General features: G+C 68.0%; 23 protein-coding genes and 2 pseudogenes. 12 read left to right on the forward strand and 13 right to left on the reverse strand.

Annotation, left to right across the window (positions count from 1 at the left end):
* From ACH4S8_RS04070 to ACH4S8_RS04085, 4 genes and pseudogenes are all read right to left on the reverse strand, one after another.
* Window positions 1-584, reverse strand: a 584-nt coding sequence (locus ACH4S8_RS04070) for an IS630 family transposase (protein ID WP_398390736.1), incomplete at its 3' end; no start/stop codon positions are given.
* Window positions 585-701: 117 nt separating this feature from the next.
* Entirely contained in the window at window positions 702-1,166 is a 465-nt protein-coding gene (locus ACH4S8_RS04075) for a hypothetical protein (protein ID WP_398391754.1), read from the reverse strand.
* Window positions 1,167-1,238: 72 nt separating this feature from the next.
* Window positions 1,239-2,070: pseudogene (locus ACH4S8_RS04080) on the reverse strand (IS5 family transposase); the annotation flags it as partial.
* 445 nt (window positions 2,071-2,515) lie between these two features.
* Window positions 2,516-3,340: a hypothetical protein gene (locus ACH4S8_RS04085; RefSeq protein WP_398390737.1), complete on the reverse strand. Its 825-nt coding sequence runs from the start codon at window positions 3,338-3,340 to the stop codon at window positions 2,516-2,518.
* 385 nt (window positions 3,341-3,725) lie between these two features.
* On the opposite strand from ACH4S8_RS04085, the gene ACH4S8_RS04090 reads away from it, so the two are divergent.
* Entirely contained in the window at window positions 3,726-3,938 is a 213-nt protein-coding gene (locus ACH4S8_RS04090) for a hypothetical protein (RefSeq protein WP_398390739.1), read from the forward strand.
* 247 nt (window positions 3,939-4,185) lie between these two features.
* On the opposite strand, the gene ACH4S8_RS04095 is transcribed toward ACH4S8_RS04090, so the two are convergent.
* The 3 genes from ACH4S8_RS04095 to ACH4S8_RS04105 form a co-directional block, all read right to left on the reverse strand.
* The gene (locus tag ACH4S8_RS04095) at window positions 4,186-4,533 is read right to left on the reverse strand and encodes a hypothetical protein (RefSeq protein ID WP_398390741.1); all 348 of its coding nucleotides are present in this window, start codon (window positions 4,531-4,533) and stop codon (window positions 4,186-4,188) included.
* Between the two features lie 78 nt (window positions 4,534-4,611).
* Complete coding sequence (locus tag ACH4S8_RS04100; RefSeq protein WP_398390743.1) at window positions 4,612-5,433, reverse strand: restriction endonuclease; 822 nt, start codon at window positions 5,431-5,433, stop codon at window positions 4,612-4,614.
* A gap of 487 nt (window positions 5,434-5,920) precedes the next feature.
* Entirely contained in the window at window positions 5,921-7,156 is a 1,236-nt protein-coding gene (locus ACH4S8_RS04105) for a PP2C family protein-serine/threonine phosphatase (protein WP_398390744.1), read from the reverse strand.
* A 288-nt stretch (window positions 7,157-7,444) separates the two neighbouring features.
* On the opposite strand from ACH4S8_RS04105, the gene ACH4S8_RS04110 reads away from it, so the two are divergent.
* Window positions 7,445-7,930 (forward strand): DUF427 domain-containing protein, encoded by a 486-nt coding sequence (locus ACH4S8_RS04110; RefSeq protein WP_398390745.1) that lies wholly within the window; start codon window positions 7,445-7,447, stop codon window positions 7,928-7,930.
* Window positions 7,931-8,385: 455 nt separating this feature from the next.
* On the opposite strand, the gene ACH4S8_RS04115 is transcribed toward ACH4S8_RS04110, so the two are convergent.
* On the reverse strand, window positions 8,386-9,336 hold the full coding sequence (locus tag ACH4S8_RS04115) for a hypothetical protein (RefSeq protein WP_398390746.1): 951 nt from the start codon (window positions 9,334-9,336) through the stop codon (window positions 8,386-8,388).
* Window positions 9,337-9,401: 65 nt separating this feature from the next.
* On the reverse strand, window positions 9,402-9,635 hold the full coding sequence (locus ACH4S8_RS04120) for a hypothetical protein (RefSeq protein WP_398390747.1): 234 nt from the start codon (window positions 9,633-9,635) through the stop codon (window positions 9,402-9,404).
* 429 nt (window positions 9,636-10,064) lie between these two features.
* Between ACH4S8_RS04120 and ACH4S8_RS04125 the strand changes: the two genes are divergently transcribed.
* The 4 genes from ACH4S8_RS04125 (at window position 10,065) to ACH4S8_RS04140 (ending at window position 13,147) form a co-directional block, all read left to right on the forward strand.
* Window positions 10,065-10,766 carry an SDR family NAD(P)-dependent oxidoreductase gene (locus tag ACH4S8_RS04125; RefSeq protein WP_398390749.1) on the forward strand — a complete coding sequence of 234 codons (702 nt, stop codon included), beginning with the start codon at window positions 10,065-10,067 and terminating at the stop codon, window positions 10,764-10,766.
* 61 nt (window positions 10,767-10,827) lie between these two features.
* Window positions 10,828-11,565: a YqjF family protein gene (locus ACH4S8_RS04130; protein WP_398391726.1), complete on the forward strand. Its 738-nt coding sequence runs from the start codon at window positions 10,828-10,830 to the stop codon at window positions 11,563-11,565.
* A 283-nt stretch (window positions 11,566-11,848) separates the two neighbouring features.
* Window positions 11,849-12,178 (forward strand): glycosyltransferase, encoded by a 330-nt coding sequence (locus tag ACH4S8_RS04135; protein ID WP_398390751.1) that lies wholly within the window; start codon window positions 11,849-11,851, stop codon window positions 12,176-12,178.
* 306 nt (window positions 12,179-12,484) lie between these two features.
* A complete protein-coding gene (locus ACH4S8_RS04140; RefSeq protein WP_398390753.1) occupies window positions 12,485-13,147 on the forward strand; it encodes a sigma-70 family RNA polymerase sigma factor in 663 nt (220 codons plus the stop codon).
* 162 nt (window positions 13,148-13,309) lie between these two features.
* On the opposite strand, the gene ACH4S8_RS04145 is transcribed toward ACH4S8_RS04140, so the two are convergent.
* Window positions 13,310-13,954: a dihydrofolate reductase family protein gene (locus tag ACH4S8_RS04145; protein WP_398390754.1), complete on the reverse strand. Its 645-nt coding sequence runs from the start codon at window positions 13,952-13,954 to the stop codon at window positions 13,310-13,312.
* Between the two features lie 432 nt (window positions 13,955-14,386).
* Here ACH4S8_RS04145 and ACH4S8_RS04150 point away from each other — a divergent pair.
* A pseudogene (locus ACH4S8_RS04150) lies at window positions 14,387-14,614 on the forward strand (Lrp/AsnC family transcriptional regulator); the annotation flags it as partial.
* 310 nt (window positions 14,615-14,924) lie between these two features.
* On the opposite strand, the gene ACH4S8_RS04155 reads toward ACH4S8_RS04150, so the two are convergent.
* Complete coding sequence (locus ACH4S8_RS04155) at window positions 14,925-15,167, reverse strand: hypothetical protein (protein ID WP_398390756.1); 243 nt, start codon at window positions 15,165-15,167, stop codon at window positions 14,925-14,927.
* A gap of 56 nt (window positions 15,168-15,223) precedes the next feature.
* Here ACH4S8_RS04155 and ACH4S8_RS04160 point away from each other — a divergent pair, with 56 nt between their 5' ends.
* Window positions 15,224-15,547: a hypothetical protein gene (locus tag ACH4S8_RS04160; protein WP_398390758.1), complete on the forward strand. Its 324-nt coding sequence runs from the start codon at window positions 15,224-15,226 to the stop codon at window positions 15,545-15,547.
* Window positions 15,548-15,563: 16 nt separating this feature from the next.
* Here the strand turns inward: ACH4S8_RS04160 and ACH4S8_RS04165 are convergent, their stop codons facing one another.
* On the reverse strand, window positions 15,564-16,478 hold the full coding sequence (locus ACH4S8_RS04165; RefSeq protein WP_398390759.1) for a hypothetical protein: 915 nt from the start codon (window positions 16,476-16,478) through the stop codon (window positions 15,564-15,566).
* Window positions 16,475-17,068, reverse strand: a complete 594-nt coding sequence (locus tag ACH4S8_RS04170; protein ID WP_398390761.1) for a recombinase family protein — start codon at window positions 17,066-17,068, stop codon at window positions 16,475-16,477. The genes ACH4S8_RS04165 and ACH4S8_RS04170 overlap by 4 nt, the downstream gene beginning before the upstream one ends.
* 195 nt (window positions 17,069-17,263) lie before the next feature.
* On the opposite strand from ACH4S8_RS04170, the gene ACH4S8_RS04175 reads away from it, so the two are divergent.
* The 4 genes from ACH4S8_RS04175 (at window position 17,264) to ACH4S8_RS04190 (ending at window position 20,588) form a co-directional block, all read left to right on the forward strand.
* A complete protein-coding gene (locus tag ACH4S8_RS04175) occupies window positions 17,264-17,830 on the forward strand; it encodes an HD domain-containing protein (protein ID WP_398391727.1) in 567 nt (188 codons plus the stop codon).
* Window positions 17,831-18,451: 621 nt separating this feature from the next.
* Window positions 18,452-18,745 carry a hypothetical protein gene (locus ACH4S8_RS04180; RefSeq protein ID WP_398390763.1) on the forward strand — a complete coding sequence of 98 codons (294 nt, stop codon included), beginning with the start codon at window positions 18,452-18,454 and terminating at the stop codon, window positions 18,743-18,745.
* 188 nt (window positions 18,746-18,933) lie between these two features.
* Window positions 18,934-19,644 carry a DUF4232 domain-containing protein gene (locus ACH4S8_RS04185; protein ID WP_398390764.1) on the forward strand — a complete coding sequence of 237 codons (711 nt, stop codon included), beginning with the start codon at window positions 18,934-18,936 and terminating at the stop codon, window positions 19,642-19,644.
* 500 nt (window positions 19,645-20,144) lie between these two features.
* On the forward strand, window positions 20,145-20,588 hold the full coding sequence (locus ACH4S8_RS04190; RefSeq protein WP_398390766.1) for an SRPBCC family protein: 444 nt from the start codon (window positions 20,145-20,147) through the stop codon (window positions 20,586-20,588).
* The last annotated feature ends 48 nt before the right edge of the window (window positions 20,589-20,636 follow it).

Here is a 20,636-nt window from a genome sequence, read left to right on the forward strand (position 1 = left end):
GGCAGCACCGGCTGGGACCGGTCCAGCGCCTGGATCTGCGACTTCTCGTCGACGCAGAACACCAGGGCCCGCTCGGGCGGGTCCAGATACAGGCCGACCACATCGTGGACCTTGTCGACGAAGTACGGATCGGTCGACAACTTGAAGGCCTGCGACCGGTGCGGCTGCAGGCCGAACGCCCGCCAGATCCGTGACACCGACGACTGCGACAGGCCCATCTCCCTCGCCATCGACCGCGTCGACCAGTGCGTCGCGTTCTTCGGAGTCGATTCCAGCATCCTGGTGACCACCGCGGCAACCTGCTCCTCCGTCACGGTCCTGGGACCGCCCGGACGTGGCATGTCACCCAGACCGGCGATCCGGTCCTGCACGAACCGGGCCCGCCAGCAGCCCACCGCATGAGGCGTCGAACCCAACTGCTCCGCAACATCCTTGTTCGACGCACCGGTCGCGCAGGCCAGGATGATCCGACACCGCAAGGCCCACGCCTGCGGTGTGGAACGACGCCGCACCCATTCCTCGAGCGCGGCCCGTTCCGCATCCGACAGCGTCAACTCGGCCTTCGGCCGCCCCATCCGCGCCATAGAGCAAGCCTATACATCTGAACGGAACTCCCGACTCAGAACACTAGTGCGATGCGCCAGAAGTCTTGACTCTTAGAACTCGCGCGGATAAGCGGGTGGGTTGGCGAGTGTTGTGGATCATGGTGCTGTGACGGGCTGTGATGAGGGGCCGTCAGGACAGGGCAGCAAGGTGAGGGCCTGGATTCGCGACGCAGTGAAATCGCTGCCGCATCGGGGGCAGCCGTTGATCAGCTGGTGTGCTCCGATGTGCCGGCCGAAGATCGGGAGTCCTGTGTCGGGGTAGACGGCTCGGAAGCGTGCCGTGCAGACGTGGCAGGTCAGGGAATGGATTTCTGCGAGGACGACCTCTTCCAGGCCATGCGGGTCCGGTGTGGCGTCTTCAGTGAGGTCGGGCAAGGGTCGGTTCGCGGGCCAGACCGCCGCGTAGGGAGCTTCTGGTCGTAGGTGCGGCCGGAGGAGCGCCGGACGGAAGCGGTCCTCGAGATGGATGAGGGCTGCGGTGATGGGTTGCAGGGCCACGGGGACGGGCTCGTTGGCGGCGAACACCTCGAGTTCGCCCCAGGGCAGTGTGAATCGCCGCATGCGTTGTCCTGTCGTCCGGTGGTGAATGTCATTGTCGCTGACGCCGTGGGCGGTGGGGTCACGGACGTCGGCGGGGCGCTCATCCCAGCGGTGAGTCGTCCAGGCCCGACGGATGAGGCTGCGGACAGTGATGATCGTGTCTGCGAGGTCGATCGAAGAGGGCGTCGATCACGATGGTGTGGCGCTCGAAGCAGCGGGCAAGGCGGTGAAAGGCGTTCTGCCAGGCGTGGGTGCGCTCGACGTGCCAGCGCTGGCTTGCCTGGATTGGAGCCTTCTCGCCCTTGTGCGCGATCCGGCCGCGCAGGCCTCGTTCGGCGAGGAGGGCACGGGTCTTGTTCGAGTCGTAGCCGGCGTCCAGGTGCACGGTGATCTCATCGGGCAGAGGGCCGAAATCGCCCAGACGGCCCAAAGTGGGTGCCAGCAGCGGGGAATCGTGGCAGTTCGCGCCAGCCAGGATCCGGCCCAACGGGATTCCGTAGCTGTCGACCATCCCTGAACGTTTCAGTCCCTGTTTACCGCGGTCGATCGGGGAGCGTCCGGCAGCCTGACCGCCACCAGGGGCTTTGGTGATGGAGCCGTCGATGGCGATCTGATCGAGTTCGAGGCCGACGATCCGGTCGTATGACTCAAGCGCGATCTGCTTGAACCGGCTGAACACCCCGAGCCGGATCCACTCGTCGCGACGACTTCGGATCGTGCTGGCCGAGCACGTGGCGTCGGCTATCGCCTCATAGGGACAACCGAAGCGCAGCAGCTGCAGAAGCTTGTCGAAGACGATCCGGTCGCCGATGTGCGGACGGTGACACCGCAACGGATGGTCCGGGTGGTAGACCGGCCGCTCGGGCAGCAGCACCGAGAATTGGTCCCACAGCGGTTCGGTCAGCCATGATGGCAGGACAGGCACAGGTCTCTCCCGTGGTCACAGAGCGTCGCAACTCCATGATTGCCAAGACCTGTGCCTGCCGTGCTGCCGGGGTCCCATAACGCCTATCCGCGCGAGTTCTTACACGTCTCGTCCGGGATAGGAGCACCCTGATGCGGCCGCCAGGAGCACAAAACCCGCAGCCACACCATGCGTTCGCGCTTTTCTCATCATCACTACTTGCCCCTCCTGGCAGAGCCTTCTCCGCCAAGGCAATGTTGGTGAACACCACTCGGCAAATGCCGCCCCAGCTGTCCCTGCGCTCACCGTCGTGTGCCCCTGGAGAGTTGCCAAGCGGATTGGTTAGCGCCAACGACGGTACGGGCGTGGCCGCAGACCAGGCCTGGTTGACGGCTTGGAGTACGGCGGCCGCCCTCGAGTCCTGACCCCCGCGTTCCCATACGAGCGTAGCTACGGGCCTTGCGAGCTACTGCACGTCGACGTAGTCGCCCGTGGCCTTGACGGCCGGGGTGGTCGAGGTGCCCGCGAAGCTGTAGCGGAAGTAGCCGTCGACGGTGGCCGTCGTGGTCGTCTTCGGGTTGCCTTTTGAGTCTGACTTGACCGTCTTGAGGGTGGTGTAGGTGTCGCTGGTCTTCTTGCGGAACTGGAGCTGCACCGGCTGGGAGGTGTAGCCCGTGTACGTGCCGGTGTCCCAGTTGGCGTGGGACAGCAGGCCGGTGACCGTGACGGTCTTGCCTTTCTTGACTGGCTCCGGGGAGGCGTTGACGGTCAGCCTGGAGTAGCGCTGGAGTTTGGCGGTGCCCAGTCCGTCCTGGTAGACGGAGCCGACCTTGCTCCAGTCAGGATCCAGGTCTTCCGGGTTCACGCCGTTCCAGGCGATGGCGACGCCGATGGCTTTCCAGGTGCCCGCGTCTTCGTTGCGCAGTTCGTCCTGCGGGTAGACGTCGATGGTGCCCTTGCAGGTGGCGGTGGTCGACGAGTTCGCGGTGCAGGAGGGGGCATGGTCGCTGAACAGGACGTTCCCCGACTCGTCGTAGGCACCGCGGTAGATCTCGACCTCCAGCAGGAAGTCGTCGGCGGTGATGTCCACGGACACGGCGTGCTTGACGCTGTAGGTGACCGGGACGGAGACCCGGTGGGTGGTGCCGACGACGATCGGCTTGCCGTTGTTGACCTTCGCGTTCGAGAAGGACAGGTCGAGGTCGTAGGGCTCGTCGGAGCCTGGAGCTGGTGAACGAAGTCTTGCCCGATGCGGCGTGGACGACTTCGCGCACCTTGGCGATGTTCGCACGGTGGTCGGCAAAACCGGCGGCGTGAGCACCCGGAACGACCAGGGCAAAGAACGCCAGGGGGCCGGAGACGGCGGCCACGGTGACACGGATGCGCATGAGATTTTCCAAGTGGAGAAAGTGGGCCTGGCGGGTTTGTCGTTCCTCACGGTTCGCCGACACCAGAGGCCCAATTGATCGTGGAGTCTGCCGACCCGGACGATTCGATCAGCGACGTAGGCAGGTCGTTGCACGCAGAATGGGGATTCTGTGTGCTCATGACCAAGATCACAAGGAGGTAGCACACGCACTCATCGCGACAGCTTGCCGCACGCCGCCACACCCTGGAGACGTCACCACAAGACCATGGCCCCTTTCCGGACAGGAAGTCCCCTCCGGCCACGGTTCATGGGCCACATCGAGGCCCTCATCGCCGCCCCCGCACCCTGGACGGTAGCGCTGCTGGAACGTGCCCGCGCCGTCCACCGTTGCTCCATGACCGACTGCCTCGCCCAGCGCAGTGACCTCGCGGCCGGCGCCGAAGAGCTGGCCGGCCTCTTTCGCGAGCCCACCTCCAGGAGCAGTTCGACCAGGCCGGAGAGCAGCTGCTACTCGTCGTAGAGATGGAGCTGCTCTGCCGCCGTACACACCCGGGCCGGACTGTAGAGGCCACGTACCTTGTCTGGTCCTCCTGGAGTGGGACGACGACCACCATCGGCTCAGCCGGTCGCGTCCTCGGGCTCGGTGCTGGTTGCTCGCGGCTGTGGTGTCGCAGGGAAAGCCGCCGGGCCGGCTGGGCCATGACTGTGCCCCGGCCTCCTCGTCTAGGGCATCTGCCTCTGGTCCGCCCGCTGAACGAACAGGCAGATCACGGCCGGAGGCATTCTCCCTGCGGGTCGAAACAGATGAGTCCGTGCTCGTGAGCCAGCACGGCGGCGTACTCGGAGACTTCCTCAGCCTTGCTGTAGGACATGAGCAGGTACACCATCGGCCCCGATGCCTCCTCGATGACCGGCGGAGACGCCCATACGCTGCGAGCGACGTCGTCCGGATATCGCTCGACGAGGGCTTCCACGTAGGCCCTGATGCGCGGCACCGGAGGCACGGCAACATCGTCCGACTCCAGGTAGCGCTCGTAGAGCTCGTCGTAGGTCGAGCCCGCTTGGTCGTCGTCGAGTGGACGATCGCCGTCCCACACCGCAAGGTCATAGCTCACCAGCGCATCGTCGCAGGCAGCAGTTGCTTCGGACTCAGCAGGCCCTGCCCTGAGATCGGACCGCCAACGCGACCCGCCTCAGGCCGCCGACGGCTGTGCCTCCCACGGCCGCGGTCCCGCACCCTCCTGCCAGCGGCGCAGTTGCGGACCGTCGACGCACACGATGCCGCACTGCTCCGCGTAGTCGAGCGCGGGGGCGGTGAAGTCGCTGGTGGTGACCACGACGGCGACATCGGCGCCGTGAAGGGTGAAGCAGGTGCCGCCGAAGCGCTGCAGGTCCTGCGAGCCGACCCGGTTGCCGTCGCGGTACCGCTTGCACTGGATGACGACCGAGCGCCCGTCGGACGTCCTCGCCACGACGTCGGCGCCCAGGTCCCCGGCCCCGCCCACGACGTCCACGTCGAGACAGCCGTCGCGCCGGCACAGTTCGGCCACCGCCTGTTCGAACTCGTCCGGGTCCAGGGCCTCATAGGCGATCTCCACCGTGTCCACGGGCGCCTCGGGCATGGTCTCGGGAAGCAGGACGGTGGGATCCGTGCCGAGGCGGCCGCCGCAGGCGCCGGCGGGGACCAGGCCGACGGCGGGAGCCGGTGACGCCGCGTCGAGCGCTTCGACCGCCGTCTGCGTGGCTTCGTCCAGGGCTACCGCCGCGCGGCGCGCGATCCTCGCCGCCGATATGTGGCGCTTCCCGCGGCAGCCGGCCATGACGGCGCCGACGCCCACAAGGACGAGCACCACAACCCAGGCGGGACGGTGCACCGCGGCCGCAGCCGCGGTGCGGGCGGCCGCGCCCACCAGCGCGAGGATGACCGCGAGGAGGGCGAAGTAGAGGGCCGTCGCCCGGAGTTCGAACCGGCGGAAGCGGCGCGCGGTACGCCGGGCGCGTGCGGGAACGGCCATGGTGATGTTTCCTCCCCTGGGACGTCAACGAAGATCAACTCGCGTCTTCCCGGGCAGCGGCCGTTCTACCGGGTTCCGTCACACATGCCTCTTCCAGCCCGACGGCAGGCGCGGGCTCGCTGTCTGTCGGGCCAGATGTCCTCGGCCCCGGTGCGATCCGCGCGTGAACGTGGCGTTAGCCTCAGGCCAGGGGGCAGGTGCCCGAGCCGTCGGCCTCGATCGGCCTGTGCCTCCAGTAGGGCAGCCACGTCCGGTCCTCTCTTCAGAACGGGACCGTTCCAGTGGGCCGGGACCGCCACGGGTGCGAGGCGCACCTCGGTGCCGTGGACGCGCCAGCCCGGTCGATTTCAACTCATCTGCCAGGGCCTTTGCTTGCGTGAGAGTCAGGCCATGCACCTCGCGAAAAACCCAGACGTGGCATGCCTGCCTTGGCGCCCTCGACCTGGCAGGTGTGCAGATGTGGCGCACCACGCTGGTGGCGCGTGGATCACAGGCGGATGACGATCAGGGCGACGTCGTCGCGGGCGCTGCTGCTGACGCCGAGGTTCGCGAGCAGGGCGTCGGCGAGGCGTTCGGGTTCGCGGCGGGCATGGCGGCCGAGCGCGTCGGTGAGGCGTTGCAGGCTGTCGTCGATGTCCTCGCCGGGGTGTTCGATGAGGCCGTCGGTGTAGAGCACGAAGGTGTCGCCGTGGGTGTAGGGCAGGGCGGCCTGGGGGTGGGGGACGGGTTCGGGGCGGGCTCCCAGCGGTGGGTCGGTGGCCTGGTCGAGAAGGTCGAAGGTGCCGTCGGGGTGGACCAGGACGGCGGGCGGGTGGCCGGCGCTGCTGTACACGATGCGGCGAGCCCGGGTGTCGACGACGGCTTGGACGACCGTGGTGGCCAGCGCACCCTCCACGTCGCGTGCATACAGGCCCAGGACGTCCAGGGCCCCCGCGGGCCGTTCCACGGCCCGGACGGCGGCGGACAATGCGCTGCGGAGCATACCCATGACGGCGGCGGCCTCAAGTCCGTGGCCGACGACATCGCCGACCGCGACGGCGAATCTGTCCTCGGGCAGGTCGACCACGTCGTACCAGTCGCCGCACACGTTCAGTGACCCGGCGGGCAGGTAGCGAACCGCGGTCTCCCGGTGTCGGGCCAGATGAGGCGAGTGGAGCATGGCCTCCTGCAAGGTGAGGGCGACCTGGCGTTCCCGGGCGTGGGCCTGGCGCAGTTCCTCGTTCAACCGTTTGAGCTCACGCGCCCGCGCGTACAGTTCGACCTCCCTGGCTTCCACGTCGCTGAGCGCGCCGCCTTCTCGCAGGCGAGCATGGGAGCGGATGAACGAGGTCACGTCCTCCCCCCGGTGGAGGATCCACTCCACCTGCCCGTCCGACCCGAGCACCGGAGTGTTGATCGCGGACCACCAACGCTCCTCGAACACACCGGGCCGCTCGGCCACGGGAATGTCGTACTTCATCGGCGCCATCGTGTCCGGCTCCTTCGAACGCAGGACCCGGTGCAGGGAGGCGTGCAGATTCCGCACCCCGTCAGCGTCCGGGTCCGCCGGATTGTCAGGGAAGGCATCGAAGAGATACCTCCCGAGGAGATCCTCCCGGGTGCGGCCGGTCACCCGGCAGGCCGCCTCGTTGATGTCGGCGAGCACCAGATCCGGGCCCAGCACCATACAGGGGCTGGGAGTGACCGCGAACAGCGCCTGGTAGTCGATCGCCGGCCTCGCCACACGATGCGGCCGCGCATCCTCGACAGGGCTGCCCTCGTCCTTCACCCTTACGTTCTACCGGTCGTCGGCGCCCTCGGCACCTGCGCACATCGCTGTCCTCGGGACCGGTACCCGCGCCGGCACTGTCTTCGAAGCCCCCCGAGACCGTCACCCGCCCGCCCGGTGTCCATCCCGCCACGGCACGATGGCCCGATCAATCCCAGGACATCTCATCCGGGACCCCGGGATGGGGAGAAGTAGTGACGAACGCGCTGACCGAGGCGTGTGCACTCAGGGCGAGGAGACGGCATGACCGAATCCATCGATCGCAAAATCGAGTCCGTATGGGACTATCCACGGCCCCCCGCTGTACTGCAGGACGACCGCCTCGTCCGGGTCGAATGCGGTAGCCATGTGATCGCCGAGACTCGACGGGCATTGCGGGTACTCGAGACCAGCCATCCCCCGACGTTCTACATCCCACCGGAAGATGTCAGGTCCGATCTGCTGTTCCCGAACAACGGCCACTCCTGGTGTGAATGGAAGGGCACTGCCCGCTACTGGGACCTGATCATCGGCCACGAAGTGCGCGGTCGTGCCGCCTGGAGCTACTCCAACCCTGAACCCGCCTACGCGGCCCTCAGGGACTGCTTCGCCTTCTACGTCAGCCGCGTCGACCGCTGCCTTGTCGGTGGCGAAGAGGCGCGGGCTCAGGACGGAGACTTCTATGGCGGCTGGATTACCTCGGACGTGCAAGGCCCCTTCAAGGGCGCGCCCAAAACACACGGGTGGTAGGGAGAGCCAACGCCGGCCGCGCCTCCGTTCCCGCCGCAGGCGCGGGCGCCGCGTCGCCCGCGCTGATATCACCGGACCCTGGCGGTCTGCCCGTTTCGGTCCAGTACCTCGACCGGAGGCATCACGGTGTTCCGGCTCTCCTCCCGGTGAAGCGCACGTCGACCACCTGTGCCCGCATCCTCGTCACTCCTCCTCTTCCCGGAGGTCGGCGCCTTCACCAGCGTCCCGTATATCGGGTTTCCTCTCTTTCGAGGATCGCCCATGGGCCAGCTCGCGAGATGGGCCGATCGAGCACCCCCGGTGGGCCGTGCGGCCCGGCAGCCAGAGAAGGGGAATGCCTGGTTCTTGCCCTCTCGGACGAGGCGGAAGACCGGGCAGGAGGAAGGGCGAAGCGGCGGGCTCCGATCGGCGGGGGTTCGGCATGCCCGCGACAGTGCAGATCGACGTTGCTGCGTTCAGGGTCGCAACAAGGTGACCGTGCCCATGGCGGCAATCTGTTCCCCGGCCTTTACGAGGAAGCGTGAGGCGCCGCCCTCGGCCGCCACCTCTACGACCGCCCCTCGGCTTGGCACCGGCGCGTCAAGTCGCACAGCGATGCCGGCCACAGCGGACGGCAGGGCGCCTCGGTAAAGCAGCGTCGCCTGCCTTCCGGCTTCCATGACGGCGAGCGCCGGCAGCAGGGCGGGTCGGCCCGGGAGGAGCACCGGGTGCCCAGGGTCGCAGGGGGCGATCACGAGTCGCCCTTGTGTTCCGCGCGCGAGAAGCACGTCCGGTTCGGCCGACGCTCCCACGGCGGCCGGGGCGGGACGCAGCAGGCCCGGATACGACGTGGAGGTCACCTCCAGCCGAGGGCGTGAAGGGTGGGCCAGCGTCATGCCGCAGGCGCCGAAGCGCGTACCGGCGTGAAAGAACTCGGCCGTCAGGCGGTACGCGGCGACAGTACCCACTCGTACGACGAGATCGCTGACCGTGACGTGCACCAGCACGTCCGACGCGGCACCGCGCTCAACCGGTTGTGCTCTCGGGTCCACTCCCAGGCTCACCGAGACAGGCTGGAGTCGGTTGTCATCCGCTCCCTTGAGATACCGCAACTCCAGGGCGGCGGCGAGCTGGCGGGCAGACTCGGCCATGAGCAGGGGATGATGCGTCACCGCGAGCGCACGCTCGTTCAGTGCATGCCATCGAGGCCACTGGCACAGTGCTTCGAAGAAGCGGCTTCCCCGTTGACTCAGCGATTCGACCAGCGTCGCCGACATCGACTGCAGCCCCAGCTCGCGCCACGTCGGCGGCCCGACCAGCCCCACGCGTCGCCTGGCCGAAACGTCCTCGATCCCACTGCCGAGCAGCTCCGTCACCGAGCTCGTCTCCATTGTCACCATGTCTCGCATCAGCGTCTTCTCGGTCAAGGAGGCGCGCTTCCGCAGATCGCAGATGCAGGCCAAACAGGGTCGTGACCGATGCGGCCCGTCGATCAGCGGTCGGCCACCGCGGAATCGCTCTGCTCGTAGTTGGCCAGTGCCAGCCCGAGGGCGAAGAAGGTGGGCGCCCACTCCCCCACGAAGATGCCCCAACGGTCGGCCCGCTCCAGGTTCTCCTGCTTGTTGGACGCCAGCCAGGAGACGAGCGAAAGGCCGATGGAGCCGAAGGCCGCGGCGTAGGCGTGTTCACTCTGGACGCCCGCATCGTGCAGCTTCTTCACGATCATTGCTTTCCCTCTCGTCACGGACCGGTGAAACATTTTGGATGCTTTCACCCCTTTTCTGGTTTCGTGGCGTCCGCGGATGCAAGGGCTGACCGCACGCACTCTTCTTCGCGACGAAGCTCGGCCCCATCGCGAAGAAGCAGGCGCGCCGCTGTCTGCCGCCGCCACCCGATCCTGCGCGCTTGTGTGAACTGGGCTCCACGAGGCGGGATATGACGGGGCCGGACTGCGCGGTCCGAGGCGGCAAGTGTCGGCCGGGCGCCGCAGCCGGCGGGCGCAGCTCACGGGTCACACGCTCGCGGACCGGAACGGAGGGCGGGCGTGAGTTGCCTGCGGCCGGTCCACTGCCGCATCCAGGGATCGATCACCTGCCGAAGAAGGGAGGCGAGTCGTCCGATGTCCCCGGGCCATCCGGGGCACGGGAGGTGTGTCATGGTCATCAGCCGTGCGGGGATCCTGGTTCCCGGCGCAACGGGAGTCCTCGGCACTGCCCTGGCTCTGCGGCTGCACGAGCAGGGAGCCGCCGTGGCCGTCACGGGCCGCGACCGCGAAGGCCTCGCCCGCGTGTCCCGGGCCTGCGGCGACGCCCCCGCCCGCGCTTTCGACGCGTACGACCTCGAGCAGTGCGCACGCACGGTGACCTGGGCCGCCGGGGAACTCGGCGGGCTGGACGCGGTCGTCGTCTGCGTCGGCGTTGCCGCCTTCGGACCGGCCGAGTCGGTGAGCGACGCCGTGGCCGAGCATCTGTTCACCGTCAATACGCTGGCTCCCATGGCGTTCCTGCGAGCCGCCCTTCCCGTCGTCAAGCCGGGCGGCGTGGTCGCGGCGATCACGGGCGTCGTCGCCGACTCGCCCTCGGCGGGCATGGCCGACTACGCCGCGTCGAAGGCGGGCCTGGCCGCGTGGCTGCGGGGGGTCCGGCGCGAGCAGCGGGCGTCCGGGGTCAGGGTGCTGGAGATCCGTCTGCCCCATGTGGAGACGGGATTCGCCGGCCGAGCCGTTCTCGGAACGCCTCCCGTGCTGCCGGCGGGACTGGCCGTCGCCGAGGCGGTGGACGCGATCGTCGCCGCGCTCTCGGCCGACGGCCGGCTGGTGAAGCCGGGCCGTGACGCCCCGCTCGACGTCGAGCGGTAGGGCGGGCGGCCGAGGAGCAACCGTGCCCGACAGTGGATCGCCCCGCCGGTACCACCGGACCATGCGTCCCGTGGAACCGGTAACCCCTCGCGCGCCGCGGGAATTGCGGCGGATGCTGTTCCGGCAGAACTGGCGCGACCTGGTGTTCCTGCACTGGCCTGCGGACCCGTTCCAGGTGGCCGGGCTTCTGCCGCCCGGAACCGTCCCCGACCTTCACAACGGCAGCACGTACGTCGGCCTGGTCTTCTTCCGCATGCGCGATCTCGCCTTCGGCGGTACCCCGACGATCCCGTATCTCGGGTCCTTCGACGAGGTCAACGTACGCCTCTACAGCCGGGACGCGCTGGGGCGCCGCGGAGTGGTGTTCCGCTCGCTCGAATGCGACCGCCTGGTGCCCGTCCTGGCCGCCGACGCGTCCTTCCGGCTCCCGTACCGGTGGTCCCGCATCCACAGCCACTGGTTCGACAACCGCCTGCTGTACCGGACCAGCCGCCGCGGAACACCGAACGCCGGAGCTCGCGTGTGGCTCGAGGTAACCAGCACCCCCATGACGCCGGACCCCGTCGAGGAGTTCCTGACGAACCGCTGGGGACTGCACGGGCGTGCGTTCGGACGCTCCTACTATCTCCCCAACACCCACCCCGAGTGGTCCTTCCACCACTGCTCCCTGCTCGACTGGGACGACTCCCTCATCGCAGCCGCAGGCCTGTCCCGGCCCAAGGAAGCGCCGGTCAGCGTGTTGTACGCACCTGGTGTGCCGGTGCGGTTCGGAACACCGGTATCGCTGTCCGGTACCTGACGCGTCCGTGCCTGAGGCCGTTAGGCCTGCCGGTACCCGCTCCCGCATGACCGCGAGCAGACGCGCGGCTCCCCATCGGGGCCCGCGCTCACGGACCCGGTCGGCCGGCTCGGCGACCTGCAGGCCGGCCGTGACCGACAAGGCCTCCAGGACGTCACCGATCCCGGCCGGCCCTGCGGCGTTCGGGTCGGCGACAACACCCGCGCCCGAACGCTCCGCGTCGCGCACGGCGGAGAGCGGGAACACCCGCCCTGACGCACTCCGTGAAAGAGTTGTCGCCGCCGTGGTGGACCACCAGGTCGACATGTTCGAGCAACGCCTGCTGGGGCACCGATGGCATCACCACGGCCCGCTCTCCGGCCAGGTCTGCGAGTCGGTGGGACCGCCCGCCCGCCGCGACCTACGGGACGGCGTGACCGGCATCCTGCTCGACACGTCGAGTGCGGCAGGGTTCGAAAGCGGACTGCGCAGAATAGCGGCCCTACCCGAAAGGGACCGCGAGCGTTTCGCGCGTGCGGGACGCGACCTGGTCACCGCGCGCTATTCGATCGATGTGATCGCGAACGCGCTGGCCTGGCAGTACGGCGCGGCAAGGAAGGCTGACCAGCCCTGACCGGGGCTTACACCCAAGCCACTCACGGGTGGCGCAGCCTGTCCGTTCCGCCGTCCGCGGATGAGCGGTCAACCCGCGCGTGTCTGCGCCCGTCGCCGATAACCGGCATGCGGGCCGCCCGCGAACGGTCAGCCAATACGACGCACAGTCGATGCAAGTTGCCCGCTGCATCGATATTTCGGATGGTGGCAGAGCCGAAATCGCCCCGCGCGAATCGATGCGCCAGACACCGCAGACGGTACGACCCTGCAGCAGTCGCCTCTTCGGAGACATGGCGCAGTCCGCCCTGTTCGAGGAGCAGTCGTCATGACCTCACAGCAGCTGACCGAGCAGCCCCTCAAGGGTGCTCCGCTCACGGCTCCCGTTCAGAAGTCTCTTGATGAGGAGGAACTCACCACCGCGTTCGCCCGAGGCGACGAGCAGGCCCTTTCCGGGGTCTACCACCGATGGGGGCGTCTGGTGTACACCCTGGCCCGGCGCTCTCTCGGTGACGCGGCTGAGGCGGAGGACGTCACACAGGTGGTGTTCCTCGCCGCCTGGCGGGGGCGGGCCGGTTTCACACCCGAACGTGGCGCCCTGGCAGCGTGGATCGTCGGAATCACCCGGCGCAAGATCGCCGACGCGTTGCACGCCCGGACACGCCGGGCCGACCTGGTGGCGGCAGCGGGTGCCGTCGTATGCACGCAGGATCGTTCCGGCGAGCCCGATGCGGTGCTGGACCGCGTCCTCATCAGCCACGAGTTGTCAAAGCTCCCTGCGACGCAGAGGCGCGTGCTCAGCCTCGCCTACTACAACGACCTCACACAAACACAGATCGCCCAGGTCACCGGCTTGCCGTTGGGAACGGTCAAGAGCCACACCCGTCGCGGGCTGCACGGGCTGAACCGTTGCCTCCAAGACCTGGGGGAGAACAGCCGCTGCTCAGCTGTCCGCCGTGAGGCCGGATTCCCGGACGGCCCTACCACCTGAGATTGCCGACGATCCGCGCATCAAGGCCAGGATCGTAGACTCAGAGCCAGGGCCCGGTCTCAGCCAGGGCTGCGGCGGAAACGGCTGAGTTACTGAACTTGTTGGCGTGTTGTCGTTGAGTGCCTGGCCAGCCTTTTCAGCCGCCCCAAGTGGGCCCTGGTGTCACCGTCGCCAGAACAGGTGGTGCGTCACACCGCTCGGGCTGGACACGATCTCCAGGTGGAACCGGTCGAGCAGCTCCTCGGGGGACTCCCAAAGGCGTAGTCCGGACCCGAGCTTTACCGGCGAGACCGCCACATGCATGGTGTCGACGAGGTCGGCATCGAGGAACTGCCGGATGGTGGTGACCCCGCCGCCGAGCCGGACGTCCTTGCTCTGTGCCGCTTCCCGCGCCCGTTCGAGGACCGCGGCCGGGTCGCCGTCGACGAAGTGGAACGTGGTGTCGGAGAGCGTGAACGACGGACGCTTGTGGTGGGTCATGACGAACACCGGCGTGCGGAACGGGGGCTCCTGCCCCCACCAGCCGCGCCACTCATGGTCCTGCCAGGGCCCGCGCTGGGGCCCGAACTTGTTGCGGCCCATGATCTCGGCACCGATGTTGCGTGCGAAGTCTCGCGTGAAGTAGTCGTCGAGACCCCGGCTCCCGCCGGGATCCGTGCGCATGGGCCAGCTCGCTGTGGCTCCAGCCCAGGCGAACAGTCTCTCGGGATGGTCGTGGCCGAACGGTCTCTCGAGACTCTGGTGCTCACCGGCACCGATTCCGTCACTCGAGACGTTGAAATTCATGACTCTCAGTAGTTGATCCACGTGTTTCCTCGTCAGGTCCTGTCGCGTCATCGTGTGGCGAGGCGCCGCACATCATGGCGTCGAACGGGACGTGGCCGGATCGACAGCGGCCCGCAACTTTTTTTCAAGGCGCGTCAGGAAGCGGTCCCGCTGGCGGTGTGGCCGTGGCGGACGCGGACGCTCGGGGGTTCAAAGACGGGTTCTGGCCGAATAAGCCAGCAGGATCGGTGACACGGTTCTTGGCCGGCGCGACGGCCGTGGGTTCAGCGTGGCTGAGGGACTTTCACCGGGAACGCCGCTGAATCGGCAGGATACTCATTCACCCTCTGCGGCCTGCTCAATCTGCTCGTCGAGCAGGCTCTGGGCGATGGCCCCTACGGCGTCGACACCGACGCCCTGGAACAGTCCCTCATCGACGCCCTCACCCCTGACGCACGCCTGCCCGCGGCGGCCCTGGCCGCCCACACCGGCCACCCGGAGAGCACGGTGCGCCGCCGCCTCTCCCAACTGGCCGCCCAGGGCCGCCTGATCACCCAGGTCCTGGTCGATCCGCGCCGCCTCGGGCTGCCCATCGAGGCCAAGCTCCTGCTGCACGTGGCCCCCGACCATCTGGCCGCCGCCAGGCAGGCGCTGGCCGGCCACCCCTCGGTGCACGGCGCGTTCGCGACATCGGGACCCTCGAACCTGCACGCGGCCGCATACTTCCCGGACCTGACAGCCCTCTACAACTTCCTCTCCCGCTCCAGTCCAGCCGGCACCAGGCGGCCAGGGCCGGGTGAACGCCGCGTCGAAGAGCTACAACTGACAACGGCCAAACGCAAGGGCACGCACGAGATGCCGGACGGCACCGGCGCGCTGCCCTCGCACAACAGCGACCAGCCCACCTCCCCGAGCCCCACACCGGTGCAGCCATCCCCGCCTGGCATCCCCACCCTCACGCCGACGCCCACCCAGACCGTGGACCGTCTGACGAACATGGGCGCCGGGAACCTCACGGCGACGGCCGGGACACCTTCGCGCAGAAGATCGCGGTGCGCACCGATGACAAGGCCGGCAAGCCCGTGGCCAGGGTCCGGTTCACCATCATCGGCGACACCGACGCCACCTTCACCGGGGCTGAGTAGTTCCAGTACAGGATGTGGCGCTGAGATCGATCATGGTGCCTGATCTGCGGTTCGACGTCGGGATGGCAGGTCCGGCCGTTCCAGCGACGACGGAAGTTGAGCATTGTCACCGAAGGACGATGGCCACTAGGTTCGTGCCACCAAAGGCTGAGCGACTGGAACGTGCATGAGAACCGAAGTCCGAATCTTTGTCGCCGACGGCCCACTACCGGACTGGGACTCCACTGAAGAAGAGATCGACAGGCGTTGCCAGCAGCTGATGGCGATCACCAAGCCCGTCACCACCGAGGAAGCCCACGCGCTGGCCACCTGCTTCGGTCCTGACGACTGCTACGGCGTCGGCTGGACTCTGATCCACCTCATCGAAACAGCCCCCGGTCCGTTGCCCGCCATCCCCCGCCCCAGCGCCGAGAACCGCACTTGGGACATCCCCTGGGGACGCTGGCACTGGCACTACGGCGAGGAACTTGACGATGCGGCCTCCAGTTGATGTTGCTTGCTGGTGATCAGCGCGTGGTCGGCGAACCCTTGTCAGCCGCCTCGGGAACGTAGCCGCAGAGTTCCGGGGCGCACTCGGCCTTGTGGTCCCGGCCCCAGAGGTAGGTATCGCGCTCGGTGGAGCGGGCGCAATGAGCGAGGCGAAGCTGTTGCCGCCGGGGCACAGTCGAGGGCAGCGCCGTGAAGGTCTCCGGGAGTACGGCGACCATGCCGCTGACCTGCTCTCCGTCGCGCATCCGCAGCAGCGCGGTGCACTGCCACCAGCCAATCTCGCCGTCGCTGATCGGGGTGCCGGGCCAGTAGTACAACGCCGGGTTCGGCAGCAGGTAGTGGACGCCGTCGGGATCCAGGTGGGCTCGGAGCCATGGTCCTCCTCCACCCAGACCAAGTCGGAGCCGTCGGGCTTCGTCGTACAGAGAGCAGACCGTTTCGGCGTCGAGGGCCTTGAGGACGTTCGCCTGGACGGGCAGCGGCCGGCGTCCGGCGGGAGTCTTGACGGGCCAGCGTCCGAGCAGGAATCCGGCCCGCTGCCGCAGTGTCATCGGGGACGGGCCCTTACGGCGCTCCGGCAGGGGCGGGGGCGGCGTCCAGGTTCGTCCTGCTTGGCCGATGTGACGCAGTATCCACTCCTGCGCCTTCGGGCCGGCGGTGTTCCAGACCCCGGTCATCGGCCGTGCGGCGGTCGCTTGCTCCCAGCTTCCGGGGCTCGTGCCCGGGCGGGACGGCGTGGTGGGACCCGGACGCGTGACACCAGGCAGGTTGTGGCCCAGGTTGGCCAAGAACCTGATGCGTTCCAGTGTCTCTTCGGGGTTGGCCGCCGACTCGTGCCGTGTGCTGCCGGCCAGATGACGGATCTCGATGAAGGCCCTGGCCGCCAGGAGCGCGGCTATGTCCCGGTCGAGCTCGGACTCGCGGCGTCTCATGCCGTTCCTCCCCTGCTGCCGTGACCGGCGCGTTCGAGGACGCGGTAGACGGTGGCGCGGCCCACGGAGAACACCTCCATAAGTTCGGCGATGGTGTAGTCGCCGGTGGCGTGCATGCGGACGAGTTCGGCCTGCTGGCGTGGAGACAGCTTGGGCCGGCGGCCCTTGAGTTCGCCGCGGGCGCGGGCGACGGCCATGCCCTCGCGGGTGCGCATTCTCAGCAGGTCGGCTTCGAACTCGGCGAAGAAGGCCAGCATGTTGAAGAACATCTTGGACATCGGGTCGGCCGGGTCGTAGACACTGCCGCCCGGGGAGAGGCAGACGCCGCGGGCGACGAGGGTGTCGCCGATGTCGCGGGCATCGGGGACGGAGCGGTCGAGGCGGTCGAGTTCGGGGACGACGAGGGTGTCGCCGACGCGGACGGCGGCCAGGGCCTGATCGAGGCCAGGGCGGGCGCGGCTGGTGCCGGTGAGTCCCTTGTCGAGGTAGATCCGGTCGTCGGGGACGCCGAGCGCGGTGAGGGTCTCGCGTTGGGCGGTGAGGTCTTGTTCGGCGGTCGAGCATCTGGCGTAGCCGATCAGTTCTCCCACCGGGCGAGCGTACCGTTTACGCCCCCTTCATCGGACGATTTCGCGGACCACCTATGTGAGACGGCATGTGCGCAGGTGGGGCGGTTCGGGAGAGCAGTGCCGGTCGTCCCGATGAGGGATCCTCTGACGGACGCGAAGGATAGGCGCGGTCAGTACCCTGACGCGGTGACGACCGACACCGCCTTGTCGAGGGCCATGCGCTGCCCCGTCGAGCCACCGCTGTGCCCGCTGCCCGATCGCGTCGTGGAGCTCCTGATCGAGCTGGGGAGTCCGCCGCGGCTGGCAGCCCACCTGCGGGCTGTCCACGATGTCGCGCACCAGCTGGTCGACTGGATGGAGAAGCGCTACCCGGCCTTGCTCTTCGACCGCGAGGCGGTGCTCTTCGGCGCCGCGACACATGACATCGGGAAGACGGTGCACGTCTCCGAGCTCTCTGGGCCCGGCGCGGCGCACGAGGAGGCTGGACAGGCTCTTCTGCTCGGCCGCGGCGTCGGCCCGGAGCTCGCCCGCTTCGCTGCGACTCACGCGTCGTGGACGGAGTCCCGTGTCGGCTTGGAAGATTTTTTGGTGAGCCTCGCCGACAAGATCTGGAAGAACAAGCGCGTCCCCGACCTGGAGGACCTCGTCGTTGCCCGGCTGGCCGAAGCAACCGGCCGAGCGGCTTGGGAGGAGTTCATCGCACTCGACGACGTCCTCTCCCGCATCGGCGATGGCGCCGAAGATCGCCTGACGTTCCAGGCATCCTTCCCAATCCACGCCTGAGAAGAAGGGGGTGGGACACCGTGACGATGAGCCCCGACGGCCGCGGCCAGACGCCGAGCATCCCGCCTAGGCCGCAGCTTCCCGATCTCGCCGCGGCGCGCGAACTCGGACCTGCGGCGACCGTGGAGGCACGCCGACAGCAACTGCTGCTCGTCCGGCAGCGGCATCACATGCGGCACGAGATCTTGAAACCGGGCCGCGCCTGCACGACGAACAGCCCTCCGGCGAGGAACTCTCCGCACACCTCGCCGACGAGGCATAACAGGCCGCAGCGGCAGCCCCGTCAGCCCCTCCACGCTGCGCAGGTACTTCCTGCACTTCCGGATCTACGAGATCTGGGCGGACCACCGGCTCGAGAGCACCGTTCCCTCACCGCACACCGTGGCTCAGATCTGCGCCCAGCGCGGAATAACCGCCCAGTACAGCCGAGCCGCCACCACTGACCACATCCTCAACCACGCACACGACTACGAACCCCGATGGCAGGCCGTCAGACACCGTGGGACTGTCCCCTGAGCGGGTCCCCGCCTGGTCGATCGGAGCTGTGTCGTCGCGCTCTTTGGAGTGATGATCACGGAAGGGTGCGCGCTTCGTGGCCGTGGCGGATTCGATACTGCGCGCATGTCAAAGCTTCCTGCCGGCAACTTCACCATCGTCAACGACGAGACCGGCCGGTGCGTCCGGGTGCGGCTGGGCCGGGCCAAGGACGTGAGCGATTGGAAGGAGGGCGCCAAGTACCTCCTGTCCGTGACCGACAAGCCGTCCCTGGAACTGGGTACCCCGGACGGCAGCCCCTCGACCGCCTGGTGGTTCAGCACCTTCGACGACGGCGGTCAGCCGTACAACCAGTTCGTCAGCTACGCCGTCGGCGAGTACCAGAACATCGGCAACCAGCCGAAGGCGCTGCACCGCTGACGGGCACGGCGTGAACACCGGTGTGTCTGGGCCCAGTTGTCCTGTTACCGAATGCGGACAGAGCCGGGTGAACGATGCTCGTCCCGGCGTCATCTCATGGGGTGTAGCGAAACAGCCGATGCGGCCGGCCGCCCTGCGAAAGCAAGGGAAGGTGCCGTGTCCTGACCGTTCATGGGGGAGCTTTCATCATGACCACTTACCGTGCCCGCCGTACCGCCCGTACCGCCGCTCTGGCCACCGTCACTGCCGCGCTGGCGCTGGGTCTGACCGCCTGTGGCGGTGCCGACAGCGGTTCGAAGGCGGTGGGGGGCGACCACAGCGCGGGGACCGCCCAGAGCCGGTCCGCGTCCGACCGGGACGCCAAGGGCAGCGCGGCGCAGGCCGACAGCAGTGGTGACACCAAGGAAAGGGCGTCCTCGGCGACCGCCGCGGGCGGGGCGCGGGAGATGGCGAGCACGAGCACAACGGCCAGCGCTCAGCAGTGCCGCGGAGACGAGATGCTGGTCACCGCGGTGCACCGGTTCGCCGGCCAGCAGGGCGACCACCTGCTGCTCACCGCGGTGAACGAGGGCACCAAGCCCTGCTGGGTCACCTCCTACCCGGCCGTGGTACTCAACTGGAACAACGACAACGTCGCACTGCCGCACTCCAAGAAGGACGCCCCGGGCGGCGCCAAGCACATCACGCTGAAGCCCGGAGGCACGGTATACAGCGCGGTGAACCTCTTCGCCTACGGCTCCAAGAACCACACGGCGCAGTCACTCGCCTTCGCGCTGCGCGGCCAGGACGGCCGCCCCGGCCCCTTCTACTCCGTCGTCAGCAAGGGTCAGAACCAGAAGTTCACTTGGACCGAGGCCGACGTGCTGAACTGGAACACCACCAAGCCCTACAACTTCTGACGCACCGCCGGCCGGTCACGCGCCACCGCCCTCCCGCACGTCCACGGCCGGCAACCCGCAACGCCCCCGGACGGCCGGCAGAACGGTGACTTGGCAAGATCACCGAAGGCCGCCCTGCCCGAGCGTGACGTCCATTTCCGCCAGCACGGAGTCTTGGGTGGATCTACGTTGAAGCAGTTGGGCTGGATGCACGGCAGACGTTGAATACTTTTACCGTCGAGCGGCGAAGCTCCGTTTGGGGTCGTCACGTCTCCGAACACCAAAGGACCAGACATTGCCCAGAGCGGTCCGGCGTACCGGAAGTGTGGCCGCGCCGGCTCGGTGTGGGGCGTGGTGTACGGCGGGCAGGTTCCTGCCACCTGCGTGAAACGTGCGTGAGGTCCGGCCACCCGACGGGCGGCCGGACCTCGGTGCGTACCGGGTCAGCTGATGTCCGGTCTGCCGTAGTGACGGAGCGCGCTCGAAGCCGGAAAGATCACAATGAGTAAAGGAAGTGTGGAATGAAGGGTTCCTACGACGTTACGGCGGAATCGGAGGCACCCGCGTCGGCGGTGTGGTCTCTGCTGTTGGACGCTCACAGTTGGCCTCGGTGGGGAACTGTGGACGCACTCGTCCAGGACAGGTCGGAGAATCTCTCGCCGAACGGGCGCGACGAGGTCGGAGCAGTACGCGCGTTTCGCACTGGAGAGGTTGTTACGAGTGAGCGAATCACCCAACTGCGTCCCTGTGAACTTTTCGCATACGAAGACAGCGACAACCCGTTCATGGAGAACTACCGAGCGCGCGTCACTCTGGAAGAGAAAGGTGCGGGAGGCGTCCGAATCCGCTGGCGTGGGGACTACGACGCAACACCCGATGTTCACCCTCTCCTTGCTCCCGAACTCACGCGGATCATGCAGCGCATGGTCACGGGCCTCGCGGAAGCCGCCGAGCGCGCCCTGTAGGTCGCAACTTGTGCACCAGCCCGGGCTGTGCCGATCGCAGATTCACGC

The organism is Streptomyces sp. NPDC021080, from assembly GCF_044333225.1.
Classification (GTDB): Bacteria; Actinomycetota; Actinomycetes; order Streptomycetales; family Streptomycetaceae; genus Streptomyces.

Bases quoted from the DNA above. Each gene is read 5' to 3' on its own strand.
- ACH4S8_RS04090 (WP_398390739.1), top strand. From the start codon at position 3,726: ATGGGCCACATCGAGGCCCTCATCGCCGCCCCCGCACCCTGGACGGTA.
- ACH4S8_RS04125 (WP_398390749.1), top strand. From the start codon at position 10,065: ATGGTCATCAGCCGTGCGGGGATCCTGGTTCCCGGCGCAACGGGAGTC.
- ACH4S8_RS04165 (WP_398390759.1), bottom strand. From the start codon at position 16,478: ATGAGACGCCGCGAGTCCGAGCTCGACCGGGACATAGCCGCGCTCCTG.
- ACH4S8_RS04190 (WP_398390766.1), top strand. From the start codon at position 20,145: ATGAAGGGTTCCTACGACGTTACGGCGGAATCGGAGGCACCCGCGTCG.
- ACH4S8_RS04160 (WP_398390758.1), top strand. From the start codon at position 15,224: ATGAGAACCGAAGTCCGAATCTTTGTCGCCGACGGCCCACTACCGGAC.
- ACH4S8_RS04100 (WP_398390743.1), bottom strand. From the start codon at position 5,433: ATGGCCGTTCCCGCACGCGCCCGGCGTACCGCGCGCCGCTTCCGCCGG.
- ACH4S8_RS04180 (WP_398390763.1), top strand. From the start codon at position 18,452: ATGTCAAAGCTTCCTGCCGGCAACTTCACCATCGTCAACGACGAGACC.
- ACH4S8_RS04185 (WP_398390764.1), top strand. From the start codon at position 18,934: ATGACCACTTACCGTGCCCGCCGTACCGCCCGTACCGCCGCTCTGGCC.
- ACH4S8_RS04110 (WP_398390745.1), top strand. From the start codon at position 7,445: ATGACCGAATCCATCGATCGCAAAATCGAGTCCGTATGGGACTATCCA.
- ACH4S8_RS04130 (WP_398391726.1), top strand. From the start codon at position 10,828: ATGCGTCCCGTGGAACCGGTAACCCCTCGCGCGCCGCGGGAATTGCGG.
- ACH4S8_RS04120 (WP_398390747.1), bottom strand. From the start codon at position 9,635: ATGATCGTGAAGAAGCTGCACGATGCGGGCGTCCAGAGTGAACACGCC.
- ACH4S8_RS04075 (WP_398391754.1), bottom strand. From the start codon at position 1,166: ATGCGGCGATTCACACTGCCCTGGGGCGAACTCGAGGTGTTCGCCGCC.
- ACH4S8_RS04175 (WP_398391727.1), top strand. From the start codon at position 17,264: ATGCGCTGCCCCGTCGAGCCACCGCTGTGCCCGCTGCCCGATCGCGTC.
- ACH4S8_RS04140 (WP_398390753.1), top strand. From the start codon at position 12,485: ATGACCTCACAGCAGCTGACCGAGCAGCCCCTCAAGGGTGCTCCGCTC.